Origin of the sequence: Pedobacter sp. (assembly GCF_041662865.1) — a bacterium.
Lineage (GTDB): Bacteria > Bacteroidota > Bacteroidia > Sphingobacteriales > Sphingobacteriaceae > Pedobacter.
Genome location: NZ_JBAZRL010000003.1, coordinates 1 through 25,326, shown reverse-complemented (window position 1 = coordinate 25,326; position 25,326 = coordinate 1). Strand labels below are relative to the sequence as shown.

Annotated in this window: 29 protein-coding genes and 1 tRNA gene; 19 read left to right on the top strand and 11 right to left on the bottom strand. The window is 35.5% G+C overall.

Going from position 1 to position 25,326, the window contains the following annotated elements; all coding sequences use genetic code 11:
- The first annotated feature begins 40 nt into the window (after positions 1-40).
- Both WC622_RS01680 and WC622_RS01675 read left to right on the top strand, forming a co-directional pair.
- A complete protein-coding gene (locus WC622_RS01680) occupies positions 41-1,573 on the top strand; it encodes a hypothetical protein (protein ID WP_372816656.1) in 1,533 nt (510 codons plus the stop codon).
- A 22-nt stretch (positions 1,574-1,595) separates the two neighbouring features.
- The gene (locus tag WC622_RS01675; protein WP_372816654.1) at positions 1,596-2,105 is read left to right on the top strand and encodes a hypothetical protein; all 510 of its coding nucleotides are present in this window, start codon (positions 1,596-1,598) and stop codon (positions 2,103-2,105) included.
- A gap of 135 nt (positions 2,106-2,240) precedes the next feature.
- Here WC622_RS01675 and WC622_RS01670 read toward each other — a convergent pair whose 3' ends face one another.
- A complete protein-coding gene (locus tag WC622_RS01670) occupies positions 2,241-3,374 on the bottom strand; it encodes a hypothetical protein (RefSeq protein WP_372816652.1) in 1,134 nt (377 codons plus the stop codon).
- Between the two features lie 68 nt (positions 3,375-3,442).
- Between WC622_RS01670 and WC622_RS01665 the strand changes: the two genes are divergently transcribed.
- The gene (locus WC622_RS01665; RefSeq protein WP_372816650.1) at positions 3,443-4,474 is read left to right on the top strand and encodes a dipeptide epimerase; all 1,032 of its coding nucleotides are present in this window, start codon (positions 3,443-3,445) and stop codon (positions 4,472-4,474) included.
- A gap of 34 nt (positions 4,475-4,508) precedes the next feature.
- Here WC622_RS01665 and WC622_RS01660 read toward each other — a convergent pair whose 3' ends face one another.
- The 3 genes from WC622_RS01660 to WC622_RS01650 all read right to left on the bottom strand — a co-directional run bounded on the left by WC622_RS01660 (position 4,509) and on the right by WC622_RS01650 (position 5,871).
- Complete coding sequence (locus tag WC622_RS01660; protein WP_372816648.1) at positions 4,509-4,691, bottom strand: DUF6358 family protein; 183 nt, start codon at positions 4,689-4,691, stop codon at positions 4,509-4,511.
- Positions 4,691-5,008: a rhodanese-like domain-containing protein gene (locus WC622_RS01655; RefSeq protein ID WP_173271020.1), complete on the bottom strand. Its 318-nt coding sequence runs from the start codon at positions 5,006-5,008 to the stop codon at positions 4,691-4,693. The genes WC622_RS01660 and WC622_RS01655 overlap by 1 nt, the downstream gene beginning before the upstream one ends.
- Positions 5,009-5,241: 233 nt before the next feature.
- Positions 5,242-5,871, bottom strand: a complete 630-nt coding sequence (locus WC622_RS01650; RefSeq protein WP_372816646.1) for a hypothetical protein — start codon at positions 5,869-5,871, stop codon at positions 5,242-5,244.
- 241 nt (positions 5,872-6,112) lie between these two features.
- Between WC622_RS01650 and WC622_RS01645 the strand changes: the two genes are divergently transcribed.
- From WC622_RS01645 to WC622_RS01635, 3 genes are all read left to right on the top strand, one after another.
- The gene (locus WC622_RS01645) at positions 6,113-7,225 is read left to right on the top strand and encodes a DUF4407 domain-containing protein (protein WP_372816644.1); all 1,113 of its coding nucleotides are present in this window, start codon (positions 6,113-6,115) and stop codon (positions 7,223-7,225) included.
- Between the two features lie 83 nt (positions 7,226-7,308).
- Positions 7,309-9,135, top strand: coding sequence for a M61 family metallopeptidase (locus WC622_RS01640; protein ID WP_372816642.1), 1,827 nt, complete (start codon positions 7,309-7,311; stop codon positions 9,133-9,135).
- A 38-nt stretch (positions 9,136-9,173) separates the two neighbouring features.
- A complete protein-coding gene (locus WC622_RS01635) occupies positions 9,174-10,484 on the top strand; it encodes a M20/M25/M40 family metallo-hydrolase (protein ID WP_372816640.1) in 1,311 nt (436 codons plus the stop codon).
- Between the two features lie 19 nt (positions 10,485-10,503).
- On the opposite strand, the gene WC622_RS01630 is transcribed toward WC622_RS01635, so the two are convergent.
- From WC622_RS01630 to WC622_RS01620, 3 genes are read right to left on the bottom strand one after another with little or no spacing between them, the layout of a single operon-like run.
- Positions 10,504-11,004 carry an N-acetyltransferase family protein gene (locus tag WC622_RS01630; protein ID WP_372816638.1) on the bottom strand — a complete coding sequence of 167 codons (501 nt, stop codon included), beginning with the start codon at positions 11,002-11,004 and terminating at the stop codon, positions 10,504-10,506.
- A complete protein-coding gene (locus tag WC622_RS01625) occupies positions 11,001-11,564 on the bottom strand; it encodes a thiamine pyrophosphokinase (protein ID WP_372816636.1) in 564 nt (187 codons plus the stop codon). The genes WC622_RS01630 and WC622_RS01625 overlap by 4 nt, the downstream gene beginning before the upstream one ends.
- Positions 11,565-11,600: 36 nt before the next feature.
- Positions 11,601-12,197, bottom strand: a complete 597-nt coding sequence (locus WC622_RS01620; RefSeq protein ID WP_372816634.1) for a hypothetical protein — start codon at positions 12,195-12,197, stop codon at positions 11,601-11,603.
- 59 nt (positions 12,198-12,256) lie between these two features.
- Here WC622_RS01620 and WC622_RS01615 point away from each other — a divergent pair, with 59 nt between their 5' ends.
- The 6 genes from WC622_RS01615 (at position 12,257) to WC622_RS01590 (ending at position 17,455) form a co-directional block, all read left to right on the top strand.
- Positions 12,257-12,751 (top strand): DUF1579 domain-containing protein, encoded by a 495-nt coding sequence (locus WC622_RS01615; protein WP_372816632.1) that lies wholly within the window; start codon positions 12,257-12,259, stop codon positions 12,749-12,751.
- A gap of 354 nt (positions 12,752-13,105) precedes the next feature.
- On the top strand, positions 13,106-14,440 hold the full coding sequence (locus WC622_RS01610) for a hypothetical protein (protein ID WP_372816630.1): 1,335 nt from the start codon (positions 13,106-13,108) through the stop codon (positions 14,438-14,440).
- Positions 14,441-14,466: 26 nt separating this feature from the next.
- Positions 14,467-14,994: a hypothetical protein gene (locus WC622_RS01605; RefSeq protein ID WP_372816628.1), complete on the top strand. Its 528-nt coding sequence runs from the start codon at positions 14,467-14,469 to the stop codon at positions 14,992-14,994.
- A 10-nt stretch (positions 14,995-15,004) separates the two neighbouring features.
- Positions 15,005-15,496, top strand: a complete 492-nt coding sequence (locus tag WC622_RS01600; protein WP_372816626.1) for a hypothetical protein — start codon at positions 15,005-15,007, stop codon at positions 15,494-15,496.
- 18 nt (positions 15,497-15,514) lie between these two features.
- Entirely contained in the window at positions 15,515-16,477 is a 963-nt protein-coding gene (locus WC622_RS01595; RefSeq protein ID WP_372816624.1) for a DUF6175 family protein, read from the top strand.
- Positions 16,478-16,495: 18 nt separating this feature from the next.
- Positions 16,496-17,455 carry a hypothetical protein gene (locus WC622_RS01590; protein ID WP_372816623.1) on the top strand — a complete coding sequence of 320 codons (960 nt, stop codon included), beginning with the start codon at positions 16,496-16,498 and terminating at the stop codon, positions 17,453-17,455.
- A gap of 51 nt (positions 17,456-17,506) precedes the next feature.
- On the opposite strand, the gene WC622_RS01585 is transcribed toward WC622_RS01590, so the two are convergent.
- The 3 genes from WC622_RS01585 to WC622_RS01575 form a co-directional block, all read right to left on the bottom strand.
- Positions 17,507-17,659 carry a hypothetical protein gene (locus WC622_RS01585; RefSeq protein ID WP_372816621.1) on the bottom strand — a complete coding sequence of 51 codons (153 nt, stop codon included), beginning with the start codon at positions 17,657-17,659 and terminating at the stop codon, positions 17,507-17,509.
- Between the two features lie 51 nt (positions 17,660-17,710).
- Positions 17,711-17,884 (bottom strand): DUF6496 domain-containing protein, encoded by a 174-nt coding sequence (locus tag WC622_RS01580; protein ID WP_372816619.1) that lies wholly within the window; start codon positions 17,882-17,884, stop codon positions 17,711-17,713.
- A gap of 157 nt (positions 17,885-18,041) precedes the next feature.
- Positions 18,042-18,395: a winged helix-turn-helix transcriptional regulator gene (locus tag WC622_RS01575; RefSeq protein ID WP_372816617.1), complete on the bottom strand. Its 354-nt coding sequence runs from the start codon at positions 18,393-18,395 to the stop codon at positions 18,042-18,044.
- 112 nt (positions 18,396-18,507) lie between these two features.
- On the opposite strand from WC622_RS01575, the gene WC622_RS01570 reads away from it, so the two are divergent.
- The 4 genes from WC622_RS01570 (at position 18,508) to WC622_RS01555 (ending at position 20,835) form a co-directional block, all read left to right on the top strand.
- Positions 18,508-19,110, top strand: coding sequence for an FMN-dependent NADH-azoreductase (locus tag WC622_RS01570; protein WP_372816615.1), 603 nt, complete (start codon positions 18,508-18,510; stop codon positions 19,108-19,110).
- Between the two features lie 330 nt (positions 19,111-19,440).
- On the top strand, positions 19,441-20,094 hold the full coding sequence (locus tag WC622_RS01565; RefSeq protein WP_372816613.1) for a hypothetical protein: 654 nt from the start codon (positions 19,441-19,443) through the stop codon (positions 20,092-20,094).
- A 271-nt stretch (positions 20,095-20,365) separates the two neighbouring features.
- A complete protein-coding gene (locus tag WC622_RS01560) occupies positions 20,366-20,725 on the top strand; it encodes a hypothetical protein (protein WP_372816611.1) in 360 nt (119 codons plus the stop codon).
- 38 nt (positions 20,726-20,763) lie between these two features.
- Positions 20,764-20,835 (top strand) — tRNA-Arg (locus WC622_RS01555).
- 124 nt (positions 20,836-20,959) lie between these two features.
- Here WC622_RS01555 and WC622_RS01550 read toward each other — a convergent pair.
- Positions 20,960-22,012 carry a Fic family protein gene (locus tag WC622_RS01550; protein ID WP_372816609.1) on the bottom strand — a complete coding sequence of 351 codons (1,053 nt, stop codon included), beginning with the start codon at positions 22,010-22,012 and terminating at the stop codon, positions 20,960-20,962.
- A 683-nt stretch (positions 22,013-22,695) separates the two neighbouring features.
- On the opposite strand from WC622_RS01550, the gene WC622_RS01545 reads away from it, so the two are divergent.
- The 3 genes from WC622_RS01545 to WC622_RS01535 form a co-directional block, all read left to right on the top strand.
- Positions 22,696-23,268 carry an RNA polymerase sigma-70 factor gene (locus WC622_RS01545; protein WP_372816608.1) on the top strand — a complete coding sequence of 191 codons (573 nt, stop codon included), beginning with the start codon at positions 22,696-22,698 and terminating at the stop codon, positions 23,266-23,268.
- Between the two features lie 116 nt (positions 23,269-23,384).
- A complete protein-coding gene (locus WC622_RS01540) occupies positions 23,385-24,512 on the top strand; it encodes a FecR family protein (protein WP_372816606.1) in 1,128 nt (375 codons plus the stop codon).
- Between the two features lie 268 nt (positions 24,513-24,780).
- Positions 24,781-25,326: secretin and TonB N-terminal domain-containing protein (locus WC622_RS01535; RefSeq protein ID WP_372816604.1), on the top strand; the 546-nt coding region annotated here is incomplete at its 3' end.

Sequence of the window (25,326 nt, the reverse complement as noted above, 5' to 3'; positions counted from 1 at the left end):
TTCAAAAAAATACTCATATATTTAGTTAACCGAAAATACTATGAAAAAATTAACCTCTCCATTTATTCTATCTATTGCCTTCATCAGTATAATGCTAATCTACTCCTGCAAAAAAGATATTAAGCATTTTTTTGATGGAAACGAACAGAGTGTTCAGTGGGCAAAGGATTATTATGAAAACAACCTTCAAATAAACCAGAACTACAAGCTTAATCTAACAGCAAGTGCAGACAAAAGCATTAGCGTAAAAAACACAAGGTTAACCAACGAAAAAAAGCCACACTGGGAAGAATCTAAGGCGGGCGTTACGCCATATTACGATTATGTAGAACTACCGTTAACTTACACACATAAGATTACGCATACTTTTGGCATTAATCAAAATCCAAATGTAATTCCCACTCCAAATCAAAAGATCATTGACGCTAGCTTTGATAGGTTAATTATCTATAAAGATAAAAAGGGTAAAATAAATCAGCGAATTATTAGTTTTATACCAGACGAGGCTTATCTAACCAAACATAAAAACAACATAAACCATAATAGAATTGATAAACTGGACCATGATTTTGTTGGTTATTTACATTACAAAGATTGGGATGGCAAGGCATTATTTGTATTACGAATAGTAAATGGCAAACCTGTTAAAAAATACGATATGCTTAAAAGCACAACAGGCAAAATTACATCTTCGAACACTACAAAAACAGGTGGCGGAAAAGTAATGGTGGTAGATGTTGGAGGAGGGAGCCCTGACCAAAAGTGCTATAATGTAAGTTGGGATTGGTACCAAGATTGTTACTACACATCACCCGAATCTGAATTTCCCTATTACTGTGATCCGGTTGTGGTCTATAATGTACAATATGTCGAAACCCCCTGTCCTCCAGGTAATGGTACCGGTGATGGCGGAGGCGGCCCAAGCCCAGAAGACCCTGAACCTTGTTTGGGTGTTTTAATTTTTGCAACTGGAGAATGTATTTTAGATGAAATAGTTCCAACTCCAATTGATACTGTAAATAATATTACGGATTCTTGTTTAAGAGCTCTTGTAGTTTCTCTATTGAATTCAGAGGTGAAAAGTCAATTTCAAACATTGATGCATGACTTTCTTTTAGGTGACGACCATCTTATCATCACATTTAAAGATGAGGATTTTGGCGATGAAGATGCTGCAGGCGAAATGCCAGGCCTTGTTCCTAAAATAATTAATGGAGAAGATTATCTTTTAGGAACACTATATTTGAACACACGTGTTTTGGCTGGCGCCTCACAAGAATATAAGACTGCAGTAATTTATCATGAAATTTTACACGCATATTTTCATAAACTAGGCGGCCTGTTTAATGGGGTTCATCATGCCGCCATGGCTAGCTCTTATACTAATATGTTAAAAAATGTATTAATGGCCAGATTCCCAAACCTGTCAGCTGTAAATGCCAGTGCATTAGCATGGAATGGTTTACATGATACTGTGATGTGGGATTTGCGGCCCGACGACTCGCAGATAGATTATCTCAACATCGAATATAGTTATACTAAACATGGTACCGCAGGAAGCCGATGTAATTAATAAATGTTTTTCAAAATAAAAGATGAAGCAAATAAAACCCATACTAATTTTTACCTTATTACTTGGAATAGCAAATTTAGCACTTGCTCAAAATGATGGCGTTTACAAAACACTTCATAAAGTGATTAATGTAGATAATCGATTTTTCTTTTCGGGAAAATTCTATGAAAAGGCTCTCTTTTTTACTATAAACATGGCGGTAAATGAAAAAGGAGTTATTGACTCTGTACTTTTCTCAGATGAGAAAAATGAAGATTTGATTCAGCTTTTTGATCTCCCTAAAATAAGCCGTGAATTAAAAAAGAATAAAACTGACTTTGTTGAACATAAAAATGAAATATTAGTGTTAATGGTAATGATATCTAGAGGAGATGATTATTTTCTTAGTTTTAATAATGGGGAACAAATTGTAAATAATTGGAAGCAAATTTCATTAACGGCTAATAAAATAAAAGGCACAAATAGAAAACAGGTATTTCTTACTCCCGTACTTATTAATGCTAAAGGCCCCAAGCATTATGACAAATATTAAGCTAATAAATTGATACAATAAATCAATAGCAAGTCAAAAGACTTTATTAGGTTATGGGTTGTGAGTTGCGGGTTACAGACCTAAGTTTTTTAGACATATTGCCTCACAACTCGTAACCCGCAACTCGTAACTCAACTAATATTTATTATAAAAATAGCTAATCTCGTCTACCAGTTGTGCATAAATTGGTTTGGTAAATTCTACAAACAATGCATCTGGAGCAGGTGGCAATATTTCTCTTCTTTTAGTCATGCTTAACTGTTGTGCAGTTAAAGCTCTTTCATCGCCTTTGTAACTTGCCCAGCTATCTTGCCAAATGTAAGTTCCTGGCAAACGTTGTTGCTTAATAATTTTGTTAGTTTGATAATCGTAAATAGTCATTGCTAACAAACCAGATGATGAAACTTTTTTATCGAAAATACTCAACGTTGCTTTTACAGTTCCATAAACTTTACCATTGGCTCTAGTTTCTCCAATTACAACACTATCTCTTTTAAGTTTTTCAACCCTTTCTTTAACATAGGTCTGACCAACTACAAAATCATCAAAGTTCAATCTCAACACTTGATTTGGAGTTATTTTCTGAGCATTTGCTTGTTGTTCAGAATAAAAAATCACAAATCTATTTTTTTGGTAATTGCTCATAAATGCATTTACCAGTTGCTGAAAATATTGGTTACTCAATTTATAATAATTACTCTGAACCATAACAGGCTGTACAACAACTTTTAAAACCGCAGCCCAATAGGCATCATCCATTTTATGCTGAACATCTTTATAATTAGGGTAGAAATAGTTTGCTTTTTCGAAATTGAAATAGGCATTTTTAGCACTAACTCGATTGTTTTCATTTAATTGATCTATGCCCAAAGCATAACGAGCTTCTGCCGCTTTGTATTTACTATCCTCAACTTCAGCAATATATTTTGGAGGATTTGGCACTAAACTTTGTGCCGCAGGCGAACTGTTAATCTCATCACTTAGCTGATTGATTTGTTGATAATGGCTTACTATAGTTTCCCATTTTAAAACGTTCGAAGAAAATTTGGCTTCGTCAATTTTTCTTAAATGATCTTTTAGCGCCAATTCATAAGCAGCAGGTAAAACTTGTGTTGCTTCTGCATTTTTTGGTGAATTTTTTAAACGATCTACTGCTTTAGAAACTGATGCATCGTAATTTCCTTTTTGCAAAGCATTTTTTCCAGTGGTACATCCAACAATTAGTATGGATAAATAAAGAAAATACCGTAATCTTGAAATAGTTTTCATGGCGTTTGTGTTAGCGTTAACAAATATACTGTTGGCACGAATACCTTTTATTAACTAGACGATATCAAATGAAAATAAGTTGCAAGCAGTTTGAATTAGAATTAAAACATCCCTTTTCGATTTCTAAATTTACTAGAACGAGTACACCATTATTACTTTTAAAGCTCAATTATGAGGGTTTTATTGGGTATGGCGAAGCAAGCATGGTTCCATACATGGGCGAAAGTCAGGCAAGTGCTGCGGAATTTATTGCGAAAGTAGACTGGACTAGATTTAAACACCCGTTTGATTTTGCAGAAATTCATCCCTATTTGGATAGTATTGCTCTGGGAAATCCGGCAGTAAAAGCAGCAATAGATATTGCTTTGAATGATATAAATGGTAAGATTTTAAATCAGCCTTGCGCTACAATTTATGGCGCTGATAAAACAAAAATGCCTGTTACTTCTTATACTTTAGGAATTGACACCCCCGAAGTTTTAAAAGAAAAAGTTGCCGATGCCAAAGGTTTTAAAGTGTTAAAAATAAAGTTAGGCAGAGATAACGATAAGGAGTTGATACAAACCATTAGAAGTGTGAGTGATTTGCCTTTATATGTTGATGCAAATCAAGGTTGGAGTGACAAAAAACAAGCAATTGACATGTGTTATTGGTTACACGATCAAGGTGTTTTATTAATTGAACAACCAATGGATAAAAACAATTTAGAAGGAAATGCTTGGCTTACACAACGTAGTCCGATACCAATTTTGGCTGATGAAGCGGTGCAACGGTTAGCTGATTTGGAAGGATTAAAAGGGGCTTATCATGGCATTAATATCAAACTAATGAAAACTGCGGGGATGTACGAAGCGCATCAAATGATTTTAAAAGCTAGAAGCTTTGGCATGAAAATTTTGATTGGTTGCATGAGCGAAACTTCTATTGCTACGTTAGCTGGGGCAGCCCTTGCTCCGCTTTGCGACTGGTCTGATTTAGATGGACCTTGGTTAACTAAAAACAATCCTTTTGACGCACCAGAAATGAAAGACGGGCGTTACATTTTAAACGATTTACCAGGTTTGGGATTGACAGGAATAAAAGAAGATTTGTTTAGTTAGTCTATTTGTCTATGCACTATTGACATAAATAAATCTACTTCTTAAAATCTTTAAGTGTTTTAAGCAACTGGATTTTAACATAAATAAATGCCACAAAAGTTGCTGCAAAAAATGCAACAACCAATGGGCTATTATTATTAAATGACCATCCCATTCCAAAAATGGAGAGGATAATTCCTAAATTAAAAAGTACGTTTAAGAAAATCTTTTTACGCATTAGTATACTGGCATATTTGGATCAAAAGCTTCTTGCCAAGCTAAAATTCCACCTTTTAAATTGTATAAATTATCGAAACCGTGTAATTGCTCTAATTGCATAATTGCTGCGGCACTTCTTTTACCACTACGGCATTGTACAATTACAGGTTTATCGGTAGCAATTTTATCTGTTTCAATTAAAATTCCGCCCAAAGGGATGTTTAATCCATCAAGATTAGAAGTTTCATATTCGAAAGTTTCTCTAACATCAATTAGTTGAAAATCTTCTTTGTTATCTATTTTCTGTTTTAATTCTTGTACCGAAATTTCTTTCATGATTTTATATTTTTTTCAAACTTAGATAAATTGCCTTTTATATGCAATATAATTAGTTGATATATATAAAAGGCAATTTATCGTTCTCTCCTCGACCATTGAAAATATACCTTTATAGAGGAAATATACAAAAACCAGTTTTACAGGCAACCTCAACAAAATCGTTTAAAAGTAAAAATCCCAGTTTAAAACCGGGATTTAAATTCTTTGAGCGTGTGTAATATTACTAAATGTTATTTTGATTTATCTCCATTCATCGCCTTATTTGTGGCAATTAAGTTTTGCGTCATTTTAGCATTAAAAGAAATTTCTTGCTTTAAAGCCACAAAAGCATTTTTGATATAAGCCATAGATTTTAACGCCTTCATTGCTTTCATTACACCTGCACTTTTAATTTCGCCTGGCATGGTTATTAATTCTTTTGAAGATTTCACCAAATCAACTCCCATAGTTACAAACATTTTAGATAATGCAATTAATTGATCGGGCTGTATTGGCGTAACTGTACCTGCAGGAGACCCATCCATCGTTTGACCTGTAATACTTGCATAAAACTGAGGAATAGAACCTCGAGTAGTTTTCATTTGACCAAGCAGTTTTGATGCCATTGAGGTCAAAGCATCTAACCCGCCAATTCCCGTTTCTTTTGGCGCTTCTAATTTATCTGCTTTAGCGAGTTTCGCTAAAAACTCTTCAGATGTTGCTAATGCAACTAAAGCTGCACGTTGAGCTTTTAATTCATCTAGCGATAATGCTTTTGAATCCGTTACTTCAGCAGGATTGTTGTCGATCACCTCTTCTTGGGCGTTTGCAGCAAAGCACAATGATAATGCAAATGCCGCTGTTAGTAATAGTTTTTTCATGATGTTTAATTTTAAATAAATATCAGAATGTCAACACATTACATAAATACCGTCTTCTTGGTATTTTTAACTACCCATTGCCACGTAGTAATTTAATTGACTAAAAAATCATCTGCCTACATTGAAATATGTTATGGCTAAAGAACTCAAAGAAATATCGTTTATTTTATTCCTTGATTTACTGTAACAACTTGCTCTTAAAAGCGTTTAATAATAAATCTTGGTTAATTTTGCTTTTATTATGAATAGCATCTCTCGTTTCTTTTGGTTTTGCTCTGGCACACACCTTTCCACTTTAGAAAAACATCCTACAGAACATAATAAATACATTGGTATTGGTGCAACTATCTTTTTTACCGGATTGTTTGCCGCACTTTCTGGTGGATATGCCATGTATTTTGTATTTAAAGGCGGAGATTTCGCTTGGTTATTTGCCATAATTTTTGGTATAATTTGGGGTTTAGCTATTTTTAATATGGATAGATATATTGTATCCAGCATTAATAAAAACGCAACTACAAGCAAGCAAGTTTGGCAGGCAACACCTCGTATTCTTTTAGCAATTATGATCGGGATTGTAATTTCCCGTCCGCTTGAGCTTAAAATTTTCGATAAAGAAATTAAAGAACGTTTAAACGTAAGTTATTTGAATGGCCAGCGCTCTAAAATTGATACGTTAAACAAGGCTTTTGATAAAAAATACACTATTGAAATTGGTAAATTAAATGATGCAAAAGCACAACGTGATTCATTAGCAGCAGGTATCAAGGCAGATAGACAGAAATTGAATTTCGAGATTTTCGGGAATAAAACAACGGAAACCTCTGGCATTATGGGTTATGGGCCTTATGCAAAAAGAAAAGAAGCTGAGCTAAAACAGCGTGAACAAAATTTAGATACGTTAGCCAGTGACGTTCGTCAATTAGAGAAATTTGTGGATGGCAGAAAACAGTTTGACGGCTTAATGAACGAAAAACTATATACCACAAAACAGCTCGACAGTTTAAGCAATATTGCAGGTTTTGCAGATCGCAATTGGGCATTAGGGCAGTTGAGTTTTAATGTAGATGGAACTCGAGATTTAAACACTTCTTTAGCCGTCACTTTTATTGGACTTCTATTTATTTTCTTCGAATGTTTGCCAGTTTTTGTAAAACTGATGAGTAGCAGAGGTCCTTACGATCATTCTGTTGAAAACATAGAAATTTCACAGGTCCATTTATCAGATAAAGAAAGAGAATTTGAAGTTGAAGTAGCAGATGGCATTCACGAAACTCGTGTAAGTACAGAAATAGAAAAGCGTAAAGAACAAATTCGTACTAAAGCGTATAAAGAATTGCATGGCGAAGACTAGCAAATCATCTCATTCGTAATAATTTTCAGACAATTTGTGTTTTTTTATTGAATAGCATTACCTTAAGGCATTATTTTAATCTGATGAAGAAAATTATACTTGCCATAAGCGTGTTGGCAACATCAATTGGTGTTCAAGCACAACAAGAAATTAGCTATGAAGTTAGCTTCCCAAATGCCATTCACCATGAAGCGCAAATTAGCATGTCTATACCAAATGTCCCTGCCGGACCTTTAAAAGTTCGAATGAGCCGTTCTTCACCAGGTAGATATGCAACTCACGAGTTTGGAAAAAATGTATATAATTTAAAAGCATTTGATGCTAATGGTAAATCCTTAGCTTTAAATCAGCCAGCGGGCGATGTATATGAAATTCCAACTCATGGCACAAGTGTAAAAATAACTTACACTTTGTTTGGCAATTGGATAGATGGCACGTATGTTGGTTTCGACGAAACGCATGCGCACATGAATATTCCAGCAACTTTCGCTTTTCCACTTGGAATGGACAATCGCCCGCGTATTGTAAAGTTTAACTATGCAGAAAAGCAAAATTGGAAAGTTGCTACCCAACTTAAGCCAATGGGAAAAGGCATCTATTATGCGCCAAACCTGCAATATTTCATGGATAGTCCAACAGAAATTGCAAACTATAAAACCGCAAGCTGGGAAGTGAAAAGTCCGAATGGAAAAATACAAACAATCCATCTAATTTCACATTCTGACGATGACCAGAAAACCATTGATGATTATGCAGCTATGGTTAAAAAGATGGTAGCAGAACACATGGCTGTTTGGGGAGAGTTTCCAACTTACGATTACGGAAACTACTACTTTATGCAAGATGTATATCCAGCAAATGCGGGCGATGGAATGGAGCATAGAAACTCCACTTCAATTGTTCAACGCACCCCAAAAATTGCAGGCTATGAATCGGCACTATTAGGTACATTTTCTCATGAGTATTTTCACAGTTGGAATGTAGAAAGATTAAGACCAAAGGGATTAGAGCCATTTAATTTCGAGCATTCCAATATAACCGATGGACTTTGGGTAGCAGAGGGTTTTACTCAATATTATGGCAATTTATTGTTAGCAAGAGCAGGCTTTAGAACTGTTGATAATGCTGCACAAACCTTTAATGGTTTGGTGAATACAGTTCTTAATTCGCCAGGGGCTAAAAACTTTACTCCTATTCAGGCAAGTCGTTATGCCGTATTTGCAGATGCTGGTGTGGCAATAGACCAAACCAATAAAAATAATATTTTTACTTCTTATTACACCTACGGAGCAGCAGTTGCTTTAGCACTTGATCTTCGTTTACGTTCTGATTTTAAACTAACGCTTGATGATTATATGCGAGCTTTATGGAAAGCATACGGCAAAACTGAAATTGCATACTCCATGTCTGATTTAGAGCAAACGTTGGGTCAGTTGACAAAAAATCCAACGTTTGCTTCAGATTTCTTTAAAAACTATGTGTATGGAACTACTAAAAATGATTATGCTAAATTATTGTTAAATGCTGGTTTCGTTTTACGAAAAGCTAACCCCGGAAAAGCATACACCGGTTTTGGTAGAGTAGACTTTGAAAATGGAAAAGCAACATTAGGCGGTACTACACAAGATACACCTGCATACGATGCTGGATTAGATATTGGCGACATTCTTTTAACAGTTGATGGTGTTGAGATTAAAGATCAAGCTGCTTTAACTAAAATAACCGAAGCACACAAGCCAGGAGATGTAATTATCATTACGTATTCGTATCGAGGAGAAGAAAAAACGACTAAACTGACTTTTAGTGAAAATCCTGCTTTAGAATTAGTTTCGATAGAAAAAACTGGTGGTGTTTTAACTCCAGCTATGCAATCGTTTAGAGATAATTGGTTAAACTCAAAAGTTAAATAACTCAAACCCTTAAGGAATTAAGAAATAATAAACATAAAATGAAAAGAACAATTTACACCCTATTGCTATTGTGTACAGCTTCAATTGCATCGGCACAAGACATTAATAAAATCATCACAAAAGATTATGTAGATCATTTGATAAAAACACTGAGCAGTGATGATATGCAAGGCAGAAGAACCTTTACGCCAGGCATTGACAAAGCAGCTTCTTTTATCGAAAATGAGTTTAAACAAATCGGATTAAAACCACTTGATGGCGCTACGGGATATCGCCAAACATTTTACAAATACCAATTAAAACCATTATCAATTAATGTAACTGTTGATGGAAAAACTGTAGATAGCCAAAACATCGCCATAGTTGGTAACAACGCGAAAGAACTTTCTTTTGATCAAACTACTGGTGACGGTTGGGTTAAACTTGATCCAGGAAAAGATTTTATGAGCCAATACAGAGCACTTAATAAAGATGGTGGTAAAAAACTGATCTTGGTTGATGTAAAGTTTGTAGATATGTTTAAACGTTTAAAAGCTCAAGGCGGCAGGCCAGTTGATGAAAAAGATCTAACAACTTCAAAAAATGCTTTCGTTTTTGTTTTAGATAAAGACACAGTCGCTAAAGATTTTAAAGTAGAATTGAAAAACGAAGTTGTAAAGATGCCTTTATTTAATGTAGCCGGTATCATTCCTGGTAAATCTAAAGCGAAAGAATTGGTTATTTTTTCTGGTCATTATGATCACATGGGAATTGTTGCTCCGAAAGAAGGAGATAGTATTATGAACGGTGCAGATGATGATGCTTCTGGAACTTCAGCCATGATTGCTTTAGCTAAATACTACAAAAAACTAAATAACAATGAGCGTACCTTAATTTTTGTTGGTTTCACAGCAGAAGAAATTGGTGGTTATGGCGCTCGTTACTTCTCACAACAATTAAATCCTGATGATGTTGTTGCCATGTTTAATATCGAAATGATTGGTAAGGATAGTAAATTCGGAAAAAATACAGCATTTATTACAGGTTACGAAAGATCAGATTTCGGAAAAATTCTTCAGAAAAATCTAGAAGGAACAGAGTTTACTTTTCATCCAGATCCTTATACCGAACAAAACTTATTTTATAGAAGTGACAATGCAACTTTAGCAGCGTTAGGAGTTCCTGCACATACCATTAGTACAGATCAAATTGATATTGATAAACACTATCACCAAGTTACCGACGAATACAAAACGCTTGATGTAGAAAATATTTTATCAACTATCAAAGCGATTGCTAAAAGTGCAGTAAGTATTGTAAAAGGTATTGATACGCCAACTCGTATTTCAAAATTAACTGGAAGACAGTAAATGTTTTAATGGATGAAGTCTAAAGCGCTAACTCCATTACATAATCATTCATCAAGAAACCGTTGCCAATTTCAATGTCAACGGTTTCTTTGATTCTGAAGCCTGCTTTCACATAAAAATCTTTAGCCTTATTGTTCCGATTTACATTTAGTTGCAATGCTTTTGCACCATCTCGAACAACTAAATCTTTAACTTCATTAATGAGTATTTTACCTACACCTTTACCATGTGTTTCTGGCAAAACATATAACTTATGTAACTTGTAAATATGGTTTTCGCTATCTATAGCTGAAAATCCAGCAAAACCAACATCTTTGTCTTCTTCTGTATCTGTTGCGATTAAAAATGTATGCCCTTTTTGTAGTTGCGATAACAATTCACCACGACTGTACATTAAATCAAGCATATATTTCAATTGCTCTTGGCTAAGGTAAGCACTATAGGTTTGTGGCCAAATTCGCTCCGCTAAATCACTTATAATAGCTAGGTCATCTTCTTTCGCTCTTCTTAAAACGATCATAATAATTCGCTTAAAAACAAATAATCGGTACTAAAATTAAAACTGACAAAGCCATCATTCAACACCACAAAATCTCCATTTTCTTGTTGCTTTAAATTGCTTGTTTCGAAATAGGAAATAATATCAATATGAAAAATAGAGCCTGCTGGTTTCCAAACACTAAAGCCAGGTTTAACTGCATAGCTTTTCTCTGTTTCAGTAAACAACACGATATTAATCTCTGGTAAAAATTCGGCCAAATCATCAAACCGATTTTCTTTACTAATGATGTTTACCGCAGGGTATTTCTCGGCTATTAAATATTTAACTACAGTTTGCAAATTAGCCGTCGATGAGAATATCCACTTTGTGTTTTCTTGTCCTTGTAAATTATCATCAGCACCAATTACTACATCAACTTTCAGTCCTAAAGAAATCGCTTTTTCGTATTCATCTGCTGCCACCAATAAAGTTGGGCTCCATTCTAATAACTGACCTAAAAGTTCTTCATCAAAATTACCTAAATGATGAATATATAATGCTGGCTCTTGTTTTTCTCTTACAATATGATGTGATGACATGTAGCGAAGATAAAATGAATTTCAGTATTTATTTTACTATTTAGCAAATTTGGATTGCTTAAACGCGTCTAGCAGTATTTTTTTATCTGTTTCATTATTATAGTTAATATTTACTCCAAAATTATATCCCTTTATCAATTGATTAAACATAATTTGGTTCATCAAAATTTCGCCAGTTGGCCCGTGAATTTTAATAATAAACGTATTAAAGGTTTGCCCGGCTATTGTTTCTTTTCCCGATAAGGTATCAACTTTAATTTTCTGGTTTGTGTAAGTATCGAATATCAATTTTTTAATCAATTGATTACTTTTAAAAAAATCATCTTTTTCTTTGAAGGCTTCAATTGTTGCAAAAAACGAGTTAAATTGATTTTTCTGAAAGTTTACTAAATTTACCAGTTCACTTGTTTCTATATTCCCCTCAGCAACTTTACCAACTGCTTCTTTCCCCTTTTGTAGGCTAGCTTCAATTCTTGATTTACTTAGGGATTGAAATCCATTAGGAATTTCAATTGTCCAACCAATTTCGTTACTGGTATACCTTTCTAGTTTTGGCACTTCTTTTTTAATTGGAGAATTGCAAGCGGTTACGGCACTTAACAGTACGATAAAGAAGATATGATTTGCTTTCATGCTTATTTCTTAAGGATTGACTAGCTGTAAATTTAATTAAAATCTGTATTTTAGTACTGATGAGCAAAAGTAAATTCGATATTTCTAAAGAAAATGGTCCGCACCACCGGTTAGCAGCTTTAGTAGGAAGTTGGGATGGCACAACGCGTACCTGGTTTGAGAAAGACATTTTAGCAGATGAATCGCCAATGCGGGGTAGAATTTCTATGATCATGGACGGTAGATTTCTAAGTTACGAATACGAAGGCACATTAAACGGAAAACCTTTTGAAGGTAAAATGTTGTGGGCTTACGATTTAGGCAATGAAAAATGTCAATGCAGTTGGGTAGATAGTTTTCATATGGGAACTGGCATTTTACAATCTGAAGGACATGAAACCGGAAATGGTTTTGCTGTAACAGGTAAATATGGATGGATTGGTATTCCTGAACCTTGGGGTTGGAGAACTGAACTAGAAATCATCAATTCTACTCAATTTATTATCAGAGCTTACAATATTTCGCCAGAAGGTGATGAAGCTAAAGCAACAGAAACTATTTATCATAGAATCTAATAACCACTTAACTTTCTTTATTAAATTTTGCTATTCATTTGGCCTCAGATGAGTATGCGCCATCTATGCAGTTTTTCGTATAAAGAAACCTCAAATCACAGAAAATAAGCGTTAAAAATCCCTAATCCTCCAAAATACGGGCAAATATTGATGAAAAATACCCATAAATAGGTATTTTTTGTTACATCCAATTTATTGACTTTTAATAAATAATCCTACCTAAAGGAAAACATAATAATTAATAGTTAAAAATAGACGAATAATAATGCTAATCGAAAATCACAGGTAAAGCTATTATCAATCTATTAAGGTTATCATACAACGCTCTTAAACCAAACAAACTATATCAATATTATGAAAAATCCACAAAAATTATTCGTTCTACTTGGGCTACTTATGGGTTTTAGTACCCTAGTAAAAGCCCAGGCTGGCGATACAGAAAGTGCAGTAAAATACCGCAGAAATTCGCTCCATTTAATCTTACTTGAATCAGAAGATTTTCCTAGAAAGGAAACCGTAATGAAAGCATACAGTAATGCTCCATTTCCAGAAAAATACAATAATCATTCTATCGGTTTTAATTCTTTCGATCCAACGCAATACAGTGTGACTGGAACAACTCAGACAGCAGCTGTAAGCTCAAAAAAAGGCATGTTTAGTAGTTTGACTGCTGTAACAGGCGCAGGTGGAGACGGTGATGGATCCGAAATGTCACTAGTAATTAATAAATTTATTAAAGAGAAAAAATTAGCTAATCAGCTAATTGCAAAGTGGTTCGACCGTCAACCGGATGGCTCATTTGATATGAAACTTGTTGCAGAAAGAGGTTCTTATAATGCAAGTGAGATGGAAGCAAATATTGCAAAAGGATCTGCTAGAGGAACTGCTTCCTTAGCGGATGCAGGAGAAGAATTGATAAAAAACACTTTCGTGGTCTTTACAAAATTGAAATTCGTAAGCAACGAACCTATCGCAGCAGCTATTAGAATAGCCGCTAAGACACAAACTTCGAAGCTGGGTACTCTTGGACAAATGCTTGCCGATAAAGCAGCAGATGCAGTTTATAACAAAACTAAAGAGGGTTATTCTGTTTGGACAACTTCTTATTTATATCGCTTAAAATGGAACGACACCACCGCAGCTGTTTTTTATGATAAATATTGGATGGATAAAAAAAGTTTAAATGCTAAGAAAAAAGAAGCATTTAATAACGCAACAGATTTTGATATGGAATTTGTGGGCAGCGAAAAATCAAGCACACTCGTTACTTTTTCATTAAAATCTAAAAGAACTGAAGATGAGATTGTAGAGTTAGCAACTGTACGAAACGTAGATAACGTTTTTGCAAAACTTCAAAAAGAATACGATGTATTTAAACCAAAAACTCCATTGTATTCGGGTGATCCTATCACTGCTAAAATTGGTCTGAAAGAAGGTATAGAAGGGGGTGATAGATTCGAAGTATTGGAGCAAACTTTAGACCCTAAAACTGGCTTAACATCTTATGTGAGAAAAGGCATCATTACAGTTGATAAAAACTCTATTTGGGATAACCGATACAATGCTGCAGAAGGTGAAATATCTGAAAAAGAAGATAAAAAAAGCAAGTCTAAAACTCCACTAGATAGAACAACTTTTAAAGGTGGAAAGAACTTCGCTGCCGGAATGCTAATCAGACAAATAAAATAAACCAACAATTATAATTTAATACACAGATGAAAAAACACATCTTAAGTTCGCTCTTATTGTGCTTGTTTATAGTTGGGTTTACCCTAACTGCCCAAGCGCAAGCGCATGCAAAGAAAAAAGCCGATGAAGCAACCGAAGCTTGGAGGTATGAAGTTGAAGTGGCCGGAACAGGCGTACAAGGCACCTATTTAATTAAAGTATGGTCGTACTCTAAACGTCCTGCAGTTGCTATTGAACAAGCAAAAAAGAATGCAGTACATGCGATCATATTTAAGGGATTTCCAGGGAAAACCGGCATTGCTGGTAAACCACCATTAACCACAAACGTGAATATTGAAGAAGAAAAGAAAGACTTCTTTACTGACTTTTTTAGCGAAGGTGGTAAGTACATGAAGTTCGTTTCTTTAACAACGGATGGTGCTGTAGCGGCGGAAGACAGAATGAGGGTGGGTAAAGAATACAAAATTGGCGTGCTAGTTTCTGTGAATGTTGCCTTACTAAGAAAAGATTTAGAAGATGCAGGAATTCTAAAATCTCTTAATGCTGGCTTTTAATTTTTAAACCATGAGAAAGAAATTGTTATACGCTGGTTTAGCTGTAGTGCTAAGCTATGCAAGTTGCTCAACTCCAAAAAAAGTGGCTAATAACTATTACACCCATAAAACAGAATGTGTGAGTGTTGAGCTAGATGGAACTCAAGTAGTAAATGCCTGGTCTAACACTGCCGAAACAGTTACTGTTATTGAGCAAGCTAAAAAGAATGCGATAAATGATATTTTATTTGGAGGTATTGTAGAAGGAAAAGCGAGCTGTGATGTGAAACCTATTCTTGCCGAAGCAAATATTAAAGCCAATAATGAAGCTTACTTTAATAAGTTTTTCGCCGATGGCGGCGAATATAGAAACTACGCTTTTATTAAGGATGATATGGTTGAGGTGAACTTTTCAAAAGATCCTGAGTATGCAAAAAGAATGATCAATAGTGGATTTATCATTAAAATTAAAAAACCAGATCTCAAACAAAAAATGATTGCCGATGGCATTCTTAAACAATAACCTAGCATAAAGATAAATATGAAACTAAAAATCATGAAAATAATGCTCTTATCTTTAATGATACTGGGCTTTACCACTTCTGGATTCTCTCAGGCAAAAAAACCTACCATTATGGTGGTACCAAGTGACGTTTGGTGCAATCAGAATGGATACATGAAAGAATTCGATAATCAAGGAACGAAAGAAAAAGTTCCTGACTATAAAAGAGCATTTCAAGAAAATGCCGATCTCATTGCAATGATTAGTAAAATTAACGGATTAATGGCGGAGAGAGGTTTCCCTTTAAAAAACATGGAATCTGTAATGAAATCATTAGCATCTGAAAGTGCTGAGGATGCAATGCTCACCTCTAAAAGTGGCGGTAGTGGTGTAGTTGAATCTCCCATTGATAAGTTAAGGAAAACTGCTAAAGCCGATATCATTATGCAGTTAACATTTGAAGTTTTAAAAACCGGACCTAAAAAATCTATTCGTTTTACGTTACAAGGAATTGATGCGTATACCGATAAAGAGGTGGCAACAGCAGGAGGAACAGGAAATCCTTCATTTAGTGCAGACCCAGCGGTGATGTTGGAAGAAGCAGTGATTGACAAGATTGATAATTTTAACGCAGGCTTACAACGACACTTTGATGATTTATTTGCGAATGGACGTGAAATAATTGTTCGTGTTAAGAAATTCGAAAAGTGGAATGGTGATTTAGAAAAAGAATATGGTGGCGAAGAACTGGGTACCATTATCGAAAATTGGATGAGAGCAAATACCGTTAAAGGCCGATTTAGCACAAGCGAATCAACAGAAAATATGTTGCTATTTGAACAAGTGCGTATTCCGTTATACGATGCTTCAGGCAATGCAATTGATGCAAGAGGATTTACTAGAAATTTGCAGAAATTCCTTACCGCAGCCCCTTACACCATAGTAAATAAACTAATGACTAAAGGACTTGGTCAGGCTGTAATTGTTTTGGGAGATAAATAAAAACTTAAAAAGTTAAACATGAAAAAATTACTAATTTTCTTTATTGCTCTTTCTTCTGTTTTAGGCACATACGCTCAAAACACCCAGGGTAAATCAGATGATCTTGGTAGAATAACGCTTGCTGCGTATGTACCGGATCAAATTGAGAGAATGCCAGAATCAGCCAGAAGTATTTTGTCTAATAAGTTAAATCAACTCATCTCTCAAAATGGAATAGGCGGTAGCAACATGAACGAACGATTTATCATCACTGCTAATGTTGGTGTGCTCTCAAAAGATATGACATCAACAGCGCCAACCATGATCGCTTTATCTTTAGATGTAACGCTTTACGTTGGTGATGGTATAGATGGCACAAAATTCGCAAGCACTACGCTTAGTGTAAAAGGTGTGGGAGAAAATGAAACTAAGGCCTATATTTCTGCTATAAAAAACATCAATGGCAACAATAGCGCTATTCAAGCATTTTTAGAATCTGGAAAAGCTAAAATCTTAAAGTACTTCAACACGCGTTGTGATTTCATTATCAGCGATGCTCAAAGCCTAGCTAATCAAGGAAGATATGAAGAAGCATTTTACAAATTATCTGGCATACCAGAAGCGAGTAGTGCATGTTACAGTAAAGCAAAAGCGGCTATCATTCCGATTTATAAAAAACACATTAACAAAATTTGCCAAGTAAGATTAATGGAGGCGAAAACCGTTTGGGCAGCAAACCAGAATTTTGAAGGCGCAAATAAAGCTGGTGATATCTTATCGCAAATTGATCCTAATTCTTCTTGCTATACGGATGTAAAAAACTTTGTGAACCAAATTGCAAAAAGCATCAAAGAAAACGATAAACGCGAGTGGAATTTTATATTTAAGCAACAACAAGCAGATGCTGATGTTCTAAAATCTGCATATACAGCTGCCGCGGCTTATGCTAATGCACAACAACCCCACGCAATAATTTATAATGTTAGAGGCTGGTGGTAATTCAAGCATTTCAAGAGAATGTAGATCATTCTCTTGAAATTTTGAAACATGTTATGGATTTCTTTGAGTAGTATCAACCCCTGATGTTGCCGAACTATCTGTCATTGAGTGCCGAGTAGTATCTCCGCCTAATGTATCAACAGGAGCTACTAAAGCTGAGTCCGATTCTTCTTCATTTTTAGCAGAAGAATTACATGCGATCATGCTTATTCCAAAACATAAACACGCAATAAGCAATTTAAAATTTTTCATAACTTATTTCTTTTTTGGAACTTTTGCACCCTCTTTCCTAGCTTCTGATAAGCCGATTGCGATGGCTTGTTTTTTAGAAGTTACTTTTTTACCCGTTCCGGTTTTTAACGTTCCTTCTTTTTTTTCATGCATTGTTTTTTCTACTTTTTCGCCTGCTTTTTCTGAATATTTTGCCATGACTATACCTAGTTAAATGAAACAAATTAGCATCATTAGATGGTATTTTTATAAACAGTTAAAATTAACAACAGTTTGAAAAAAGTGCTTTTCGATTAAGACGTTTAAAAGGTATCTATTGCATATAATGACCAAATTTCACTTGCCATCAAAACTATTACCTCTCTTGTCTTAATTTATCACGGTGCATCGTTCCCCAATCTGCCAAAGCATGTAGCACATTGCTTAAACTCCCAGCATATTCCGTAAGTTGGTATTCTACTACTACAGGTATTTGTTGATGATGAACCACTCTTTTCACAAAACCGTTTAACTCTAGCTCCTTTAACTCTGCCGATAGCACACGAGCTGAAATTCCATGAACAGCTCGTTGAATTTCATTAAATCGTTTGCTTCCATCCCTTAGTCCAGAGATGACGCGGAGTTTCCATTTCCCACCAATTACGTATAAGGCATCCCCAATCGGATTTAGAAAAGCATTGCAACCTTCCTCCGTTTCTTCATGTTCCATAACTATTTGATTATCATATTACTATACAAAACATTACCACTAACCTTTTGTATACTACTAACATTTTACAACCAAATGTAAATAGATTTGTCGACATAAATTATATAAAACAATGAAAAAGATATTACACATTATTTCTAGCCCAAGGGGAGATGCATCTTATAGCATCAGATTAGGAAATGCCATTATAGATAAAATACAACTAGCTTATGCTGATAGTACGGTTAAGGAAGTTAGTTTGGTTGATGAACGCTTTCCACATTTAGAAGAGGCCCATTTAAATGCATTCTTTACTCCCGCAGCAAACAGAACTCCAGAAAATTTAGTTGCCATTAAACACTCCGATGAAGCCATTGCCGAAATTATGGATGCAGATATTATCGTACTGGGTGTACCGCTCTATAATTTCAGCATACCTTCTAACTTAAAAGCATGGATAGATCACATTAGTAGAGCTGGGGTTACTTTTAAGTACAATGAAAATGGACCAGAGGGATTAATCAAAAATAAAAAGCTATACATCGCTTTCTCTGCCGGAGGAATTTATACAGATGGTCCGATGGCAAGTTACGATACAGCAACCCCTTACTTAAAATCGGTATTTGGCTTTCTGGGTATAACCGATGTAACTGTTGTTCGTGCAGAAGGCACCTCAATTCCTGGAATTCAGGACAATGCCTTAGCGAAAGGAATTGAAAGTATTGTCATCAATTAAATCTTATACCCCTTTTCTTTAAAGAAAAGGGGTTAATTCCATTAATATAACCATCAATATTCGTTGGTGCTTGTAGGCCACTCGCTTATGGCCAACGTCCTACTTAGTCCGAGTCTTGTTCTACAAAATGTACAATTTTGAATACCTGTATAGACCACAACCAGCACGTAACCCAAACTAATACAGAACTAAACACGAACTCTGCTAGAACATAAGTCGCGGTAAGGTCGCTATAAGGTCGCCTTAGTGTCGCGGTAAGCAGTAAGAAAAAATTAGGATTTGTAACGGAAAATCGTTGTATATTGAAAGGTTTTTAAATATACATTTTTTATGGCAAAGGCTCGTTCAATTATTAAATTAAGTGGCACTATTGGCGATATCACTTTTGTAGATAGTAATGCTTATGGTTTTCATGGCAGGAAGAAAAGAACGATCTGGGAAAAATCTGAGGGGATGATCTCTAGCTCGACAAATCAAACTCAAGCTAACTTAATGGCAAAAATAATTTTTGATGCCGTTAATGAACTTGCACCTGGCTTTAAGAATGGTAAGTTTTGGAGTAGGCTGGTGTCCGTTTTCCGTCAGCAGAAAAAGGCTAATCAGGTTTATAACTACGCGGGTTTTAATGGAATGGAAATGAGATTGGATTACCCATCTTCAAGGAAAGGTAGATTTACACTCCATCATCAGAAAGAAAAAGCAGAACATTCGCTTGAACTTACGTATTACTTGAAAAACACTGAGGGTTATAAGTTAAGCCTATTGCGTATTGCAAGCGATGAAACGTTACTAAATCCTTTCTCGATAGAAAAATTGGAAGGGGAAACTAAGGAGGGCGAAAAAACTGGAACTTTACATTTCCAATTTACAGCTTTACCTGAAAGCGCTCAATTGCTCTATGTTTTGCAATGTGAACAGCTTATAAATGGCAAGCCAACTGCCCTAATCAGCGGAAAAAGTGTTGTTTTTTTGAAAGGCGATTAATTTAATAAAGCAACAGAAAACAAGATTTCCTTAGTAAGGAATAGGGGCTAAATTGGAAAAGAAATATTTCTCGCTATCATTACATTTTCTTAAGTAAAGTATTAGCACCTTTGCAATGGGCAATAGGGTTGGTTAAAACGAATCCTTAACGAGAAAAAATTCTATGAACCACACCTAGTGGTAAAGTTGAAAAAGTAATTTCATAAAACGGATTTAATCCTGCATTTCATTAGCCTTTTAAACTTATTAAAGAACTAAATACGATTAATATATGATGACTCAAATAAATTTATACTATCCCCTTTGGAAAAAGTATTTACCTGTATTTGCTATACAGCTTAAAAAAGCACTAACTGAAGAGCAAGAGATCGGTTTTACTAAATCTGACCTGCATAGCTTAGGTAACCGTAACAAGGCCGATTATAGTTTTAGCTTAGAAATAGAAAATGGTAAAGTAAAAAATAATATTTCAGGTTCTGCTGTTGCCAGAGATTTATTTGATGTTTTAATTAGCAGTCCTAAAATAAAGGAACTGTTGCAGGAAAATCATTTTAAGTTTAGCTTGGGCAAAGCATATACTTTAAAAATTTCTTCTTTAAAAACTATAGCTTATAAGGAGCCTACAATATGAAGTTGAGCTAGATATTTTTATATATTTGCGTCTTCAATGGTCCCGTAGTTCAACGGATAGAATAGAAGTTTCCTAAACTTTAGATATGAGTTCGATTCTCGTCGGGACCACTAGAAACATCAACAAAATGTATAAGAGGCTGTAAATTAATGTTTGCAGCCTCTTATCTTTTATAGACCTACCAAAAGTGTCGAAAAAATATATGACAATTCTACTCCGATCATCTATCCTGCGTTAGCCCATCAGAATTTGTACAAGATCATCATTGATGTAATACACCTCTTTTCCGTCTTTAGCTGGGCTCAAGATCTTAGCAGAAACGAGTTCGCCAAAGTATTTAGTTAACGTAGTTCTAGAGGTAATGCCCAATATTTCTCCGATGAATTTTGGTTTGATGTAAGGTTGGCTGAAGATCGTCTCGTTTACCTCCTTGTTGTACCATTTAATAGTTGCCCTGCCATGGGTAAGTGTCGCTTCCATCTGGCTAAGAATGCTTGTGATCAATTGATTGGTCAACTCTGCTGTTTTTTCCACGGCATCTAGCATGTACATCACCCATGGCTTCCATGCACCACGTTGGGTAACCCCGCTCAAATGATGGTAATAGTCGTCCTTGTTGATCATGATGTATTTGGAAAGATAGAGTACTGGTTGCCCTAATAGCCCTTTGTTCACAAGGTATAAAAGATTCAAAATCCTACCGGTTCTTCCGTTTCCATCTGAAAATGGGTGTATGGCTTCAAACTGATAATGGGCAATGCACATTTTGATCAGCGGGTCGGTAGGGTATTTCTTGTCATCATTTAGGTACTCTACCAGATTTTCCATCTTGGCTTCTATGATGCCCGCTCCTCTTGGAGGGGTATATATTACCTCTCCCGATCTGAATTCACTTTGTCCGCGTCTAATCACGGTAAGGGTCTGTGGTGGCCTTATTCCAGCTGTGGAGTTCTTAACCTGTCTAAAGATCCTAATGATACTATCCATGTCCATCTTTCCTTTCTCTTGGGTGATGTTGTATCCCTCCCATAATGCCTCCCGATAGCGAAGTACCTCCTTTGTAGCTGGTTTTATATTTTCTTCCCGAATAGTTTCTGAAACCGCCTTGTAAAGTTCATCTTCGGTGGTAAATATGTTCTCGATTGCTGTAGAGGTTTGCGCCTCTTGAAGTGCAATGGTATTGATGAGCATGGTAGGGTTTGGAAGCCTATGGATACTGGAATTTGTAGTTGCCAGCGCACGGGAAGCAGCGACGAGTTTTTTCATCACTTCAATATCTTCTTCCATATTTTTAAGTGGAGGTAGAAATGGAAGATCATTGAAAGGCTGCGTTCTATCGTACGGCATATGTTCAGTTTTTAGGTAATATTGAACTTATAAACAAATATACACATAGTAGGTGGACATATAAGCACAACGTGTTCATTTTTTTTAAAAAAATGAACACGTTGTGGAAAAGGATAAAATAAATGAACACAAAATCATCACCTGTTCATTTATTTCGTAAAATTGGACATATAGGATATAAACGGTTTTTTAAGACAAAAAACACTAAAATAGTTTGAAATCTGTCTCGTCGAGATATTTAAAATCCATCCTCACTACCAGAATCTCAATAATTAGTTGCAAATCTTCTAAAAAAGAGTTTGAAATTGGTGTCTTTGAGACCACTTCACGGGAATAGAGTTTTTTAACTTTATTCCCCTTGTTATTTTATTACTGACTGTTGTTTATTAATAAGAAATAATTAGCTAAAGCAGTCATTTTGGTGTTCGATAATTTTTAGCTAAGAACTTGCATTTCGGAGTTAATTTTAAAAATCTTGTGAAAAGTCGATTATTGGGTAACCTACGGTAGTTCGATTCTCGTCACTTGCTAAAAAAATGCTATATTAGTGAAATAAATTGCCCTAGCTCATTATCTTAATTGGCTTAATTGTATATTCTGTTTTCAATAGTTAATATTTCAAGATGCGTACCGTTATTGATTATGATAGTCTTGCTGATCATGAACTTGCCGAGTTGTTATCGGAGCAAGATAGGAACGCGTTCGCCCAAATATTCAAACGTTACAATAGCATTTTATTAATCCACGCCTACAAAAAGCTGGAGCAGCAGGAAGTAGCTGAAGATATCGTGCAGGAAGTGTTTTCTACACTTTGGCAAAAAAGAGAAAGTATCAGCGTGGCTACCAACTTATCAGGCTACCTCTACACCGCTGTTAAAAATAGAGCATTAGATGTGATCGCCCGTCAAAGAACGGAATCTCGATATGTTGATTCGCTTAAATACTTCGTAGAAAATGGCGTGGCGCTTACTGATCATTTAGTGAGAGAAAGGCAAATGAAAGAAATTATTGAGCGTGAGATTGGCAGGCTACCATTAAAAATGAGGAGAGTTTTTGAGCTCAGTAGAAATCAACACCTCAGTCATAAAGAAATTGCTTCCCAACTCAATTTGAGCGAACATACGGTAACGGATCAAATCAAAAAAGCATTGAAGATTTTGAGAACGAGAATGGGCTTGTGTTTTTTTCTGATTTAACAGAGAATTTGGCAAATACAATTCTAAAACGTAATTGTTTTAAAAAAATAAAAATTTTTATCCCCCCTACCGCTTACTTATCCGTCTTGTATTTATAAAGCCGATAAAAGTAGGTAATGACAAGAAAAGAAACAGAAGACTTATTCAATAAGTACGAACAGGGATTGTGCAATGCCGAGGAGCTAGCTTGGATTGAAACCTGGTATATTCATTTAAATGAGGATAAAGAAATAGATCTTCGTTCTGCTGATTTGGAGGCCTCAGAATTGAGAATGATGCAGGCTTTACACATTAAACAAACACCTAGTGTGCCCTTATGGAAAAAGGTGGCTGTTGCCGCTTCCATTGTGTTGGTATCGAGTGTAAGCTATTACTTTTTACAACGCAAAGAGGTATTGAACGAGGCCAGCCCAGTTCAAATGGCCAATTTGAAGATACCGCCTGGAGGTAATAAGGCGATATTGACCTTGGCCGATGGTCGTCGGATTAACCTTGAAGAAAAAGCTGATGGAAAATTGGCGGAAGAATCAGGGGTAAAGATTATCAAAAAAGCATCGGGCGAAATCATTTACGATGTGAGCCATGCCACAAACGTTACTGCAGCCCAGCGCAGTTACCATACAATCGAAACACCTCGTGGTGGAACCTATCAGGTATTATTAGAGGATGGCTCTAAAGTTTGGCTTAACGCAGCTTCTAGCATCAAATTCCCTTCGTCATTTTCATCTGCAGAGCGTATAGTTGAACTTAAAGGGGAGGCATATTTCGAAGTTGCAAAAAACCCTGCTCGTCCATTCACGGTTAAAGTAGAAGGACAATCAATCCAGGTTTTGGGGACTAAATTTAACGTAAATAGCTACAGAGATGAAGCTAAATTAGTTACTACCTTACTTGAAGGCAGTGTGAGGATGTCTAACCTAATTGAAAATGTGGTATTGAAACCGGGAGAACAATCTCAAAGTACGATTAACCAAAAAATCGAATTAAGAAAAGTAGAAACTGAAGAGTTTTTGGCATGGAAAGAGGGAATGTTCAGTTTTCAAAGAGCCAATCTGCAGACAGTGCTCCGCCAATTTGAGCGTTGGTACAATATTGACGTAAAGTTTGAAAAAAATGCACCTGATATATTTTTCACGGGGAAGATTTATCGGAACCTCAATCTGGATGAAGCTTTAAATAACCTCACTTTTTTAGGGGTCAGATTTAAAATACAAAATCGAAACGTAACCGTTTTATCAAAATAAACAATTAACCAAACAACCATTAACCAAACAAATTATGACAAGAAAAGTACTCCTTAATTAGGCCCAGAAATGGTGGTTCATTAATCCACGAAAGTGTTACGAGCACTTCCGTGGAAATTGAGTTATCCCATCGGTATCGAATACCGGTAAATTAATGATTATAGGCATCATCCATAACCCAACATTCACAAATCTAATGAAATTTATTAAAAGTAATACAGGATACTCTGTACTGCAGAGGAGATCGTATAACCTAATTTTACGCACCATGAGACTAGCAGCTTTATTGGTCGTTTTGTCGATAATGCAACTTAGCGCAAAAAGTTTTGGCCAAATCACCCTTAACCTAAAAAGAACTTCAATTATTAAGCTTACCCAAGCCATTGAATCACAAACTGACTACGTGTTCCTTTATAATGAAGATAAGCTGCCAAATGACAAGATTACGATCAATGTAAAAAATGCCTCGATTAATGAGGTACTATCCAAGTATTTCAAAGCGGTAGGCTTAAGCTATCGAATCGTCGACAAAAACATCACCCTTAAAAGTACAGAAGAGGATGTAGCACCAACTGCTTCGGGAATATTTAGGGTACTCAAACCTATCAATGTTCGCGGAACCGTAAGAGATACGTTAGGAAATCCACTCTCTCAGATCAACGTGAGTTTAGAGAACAGTACCAAAACCATTATGGAAGCTCCAAAAAACACGGAGATCAATAAAACGACCATCACGCAAACCTCCATACATACCGCAATTACCAATGCAAGTGGTTTTTACTTATTAACCAATGTACCAGAAGGGGGCGTAATT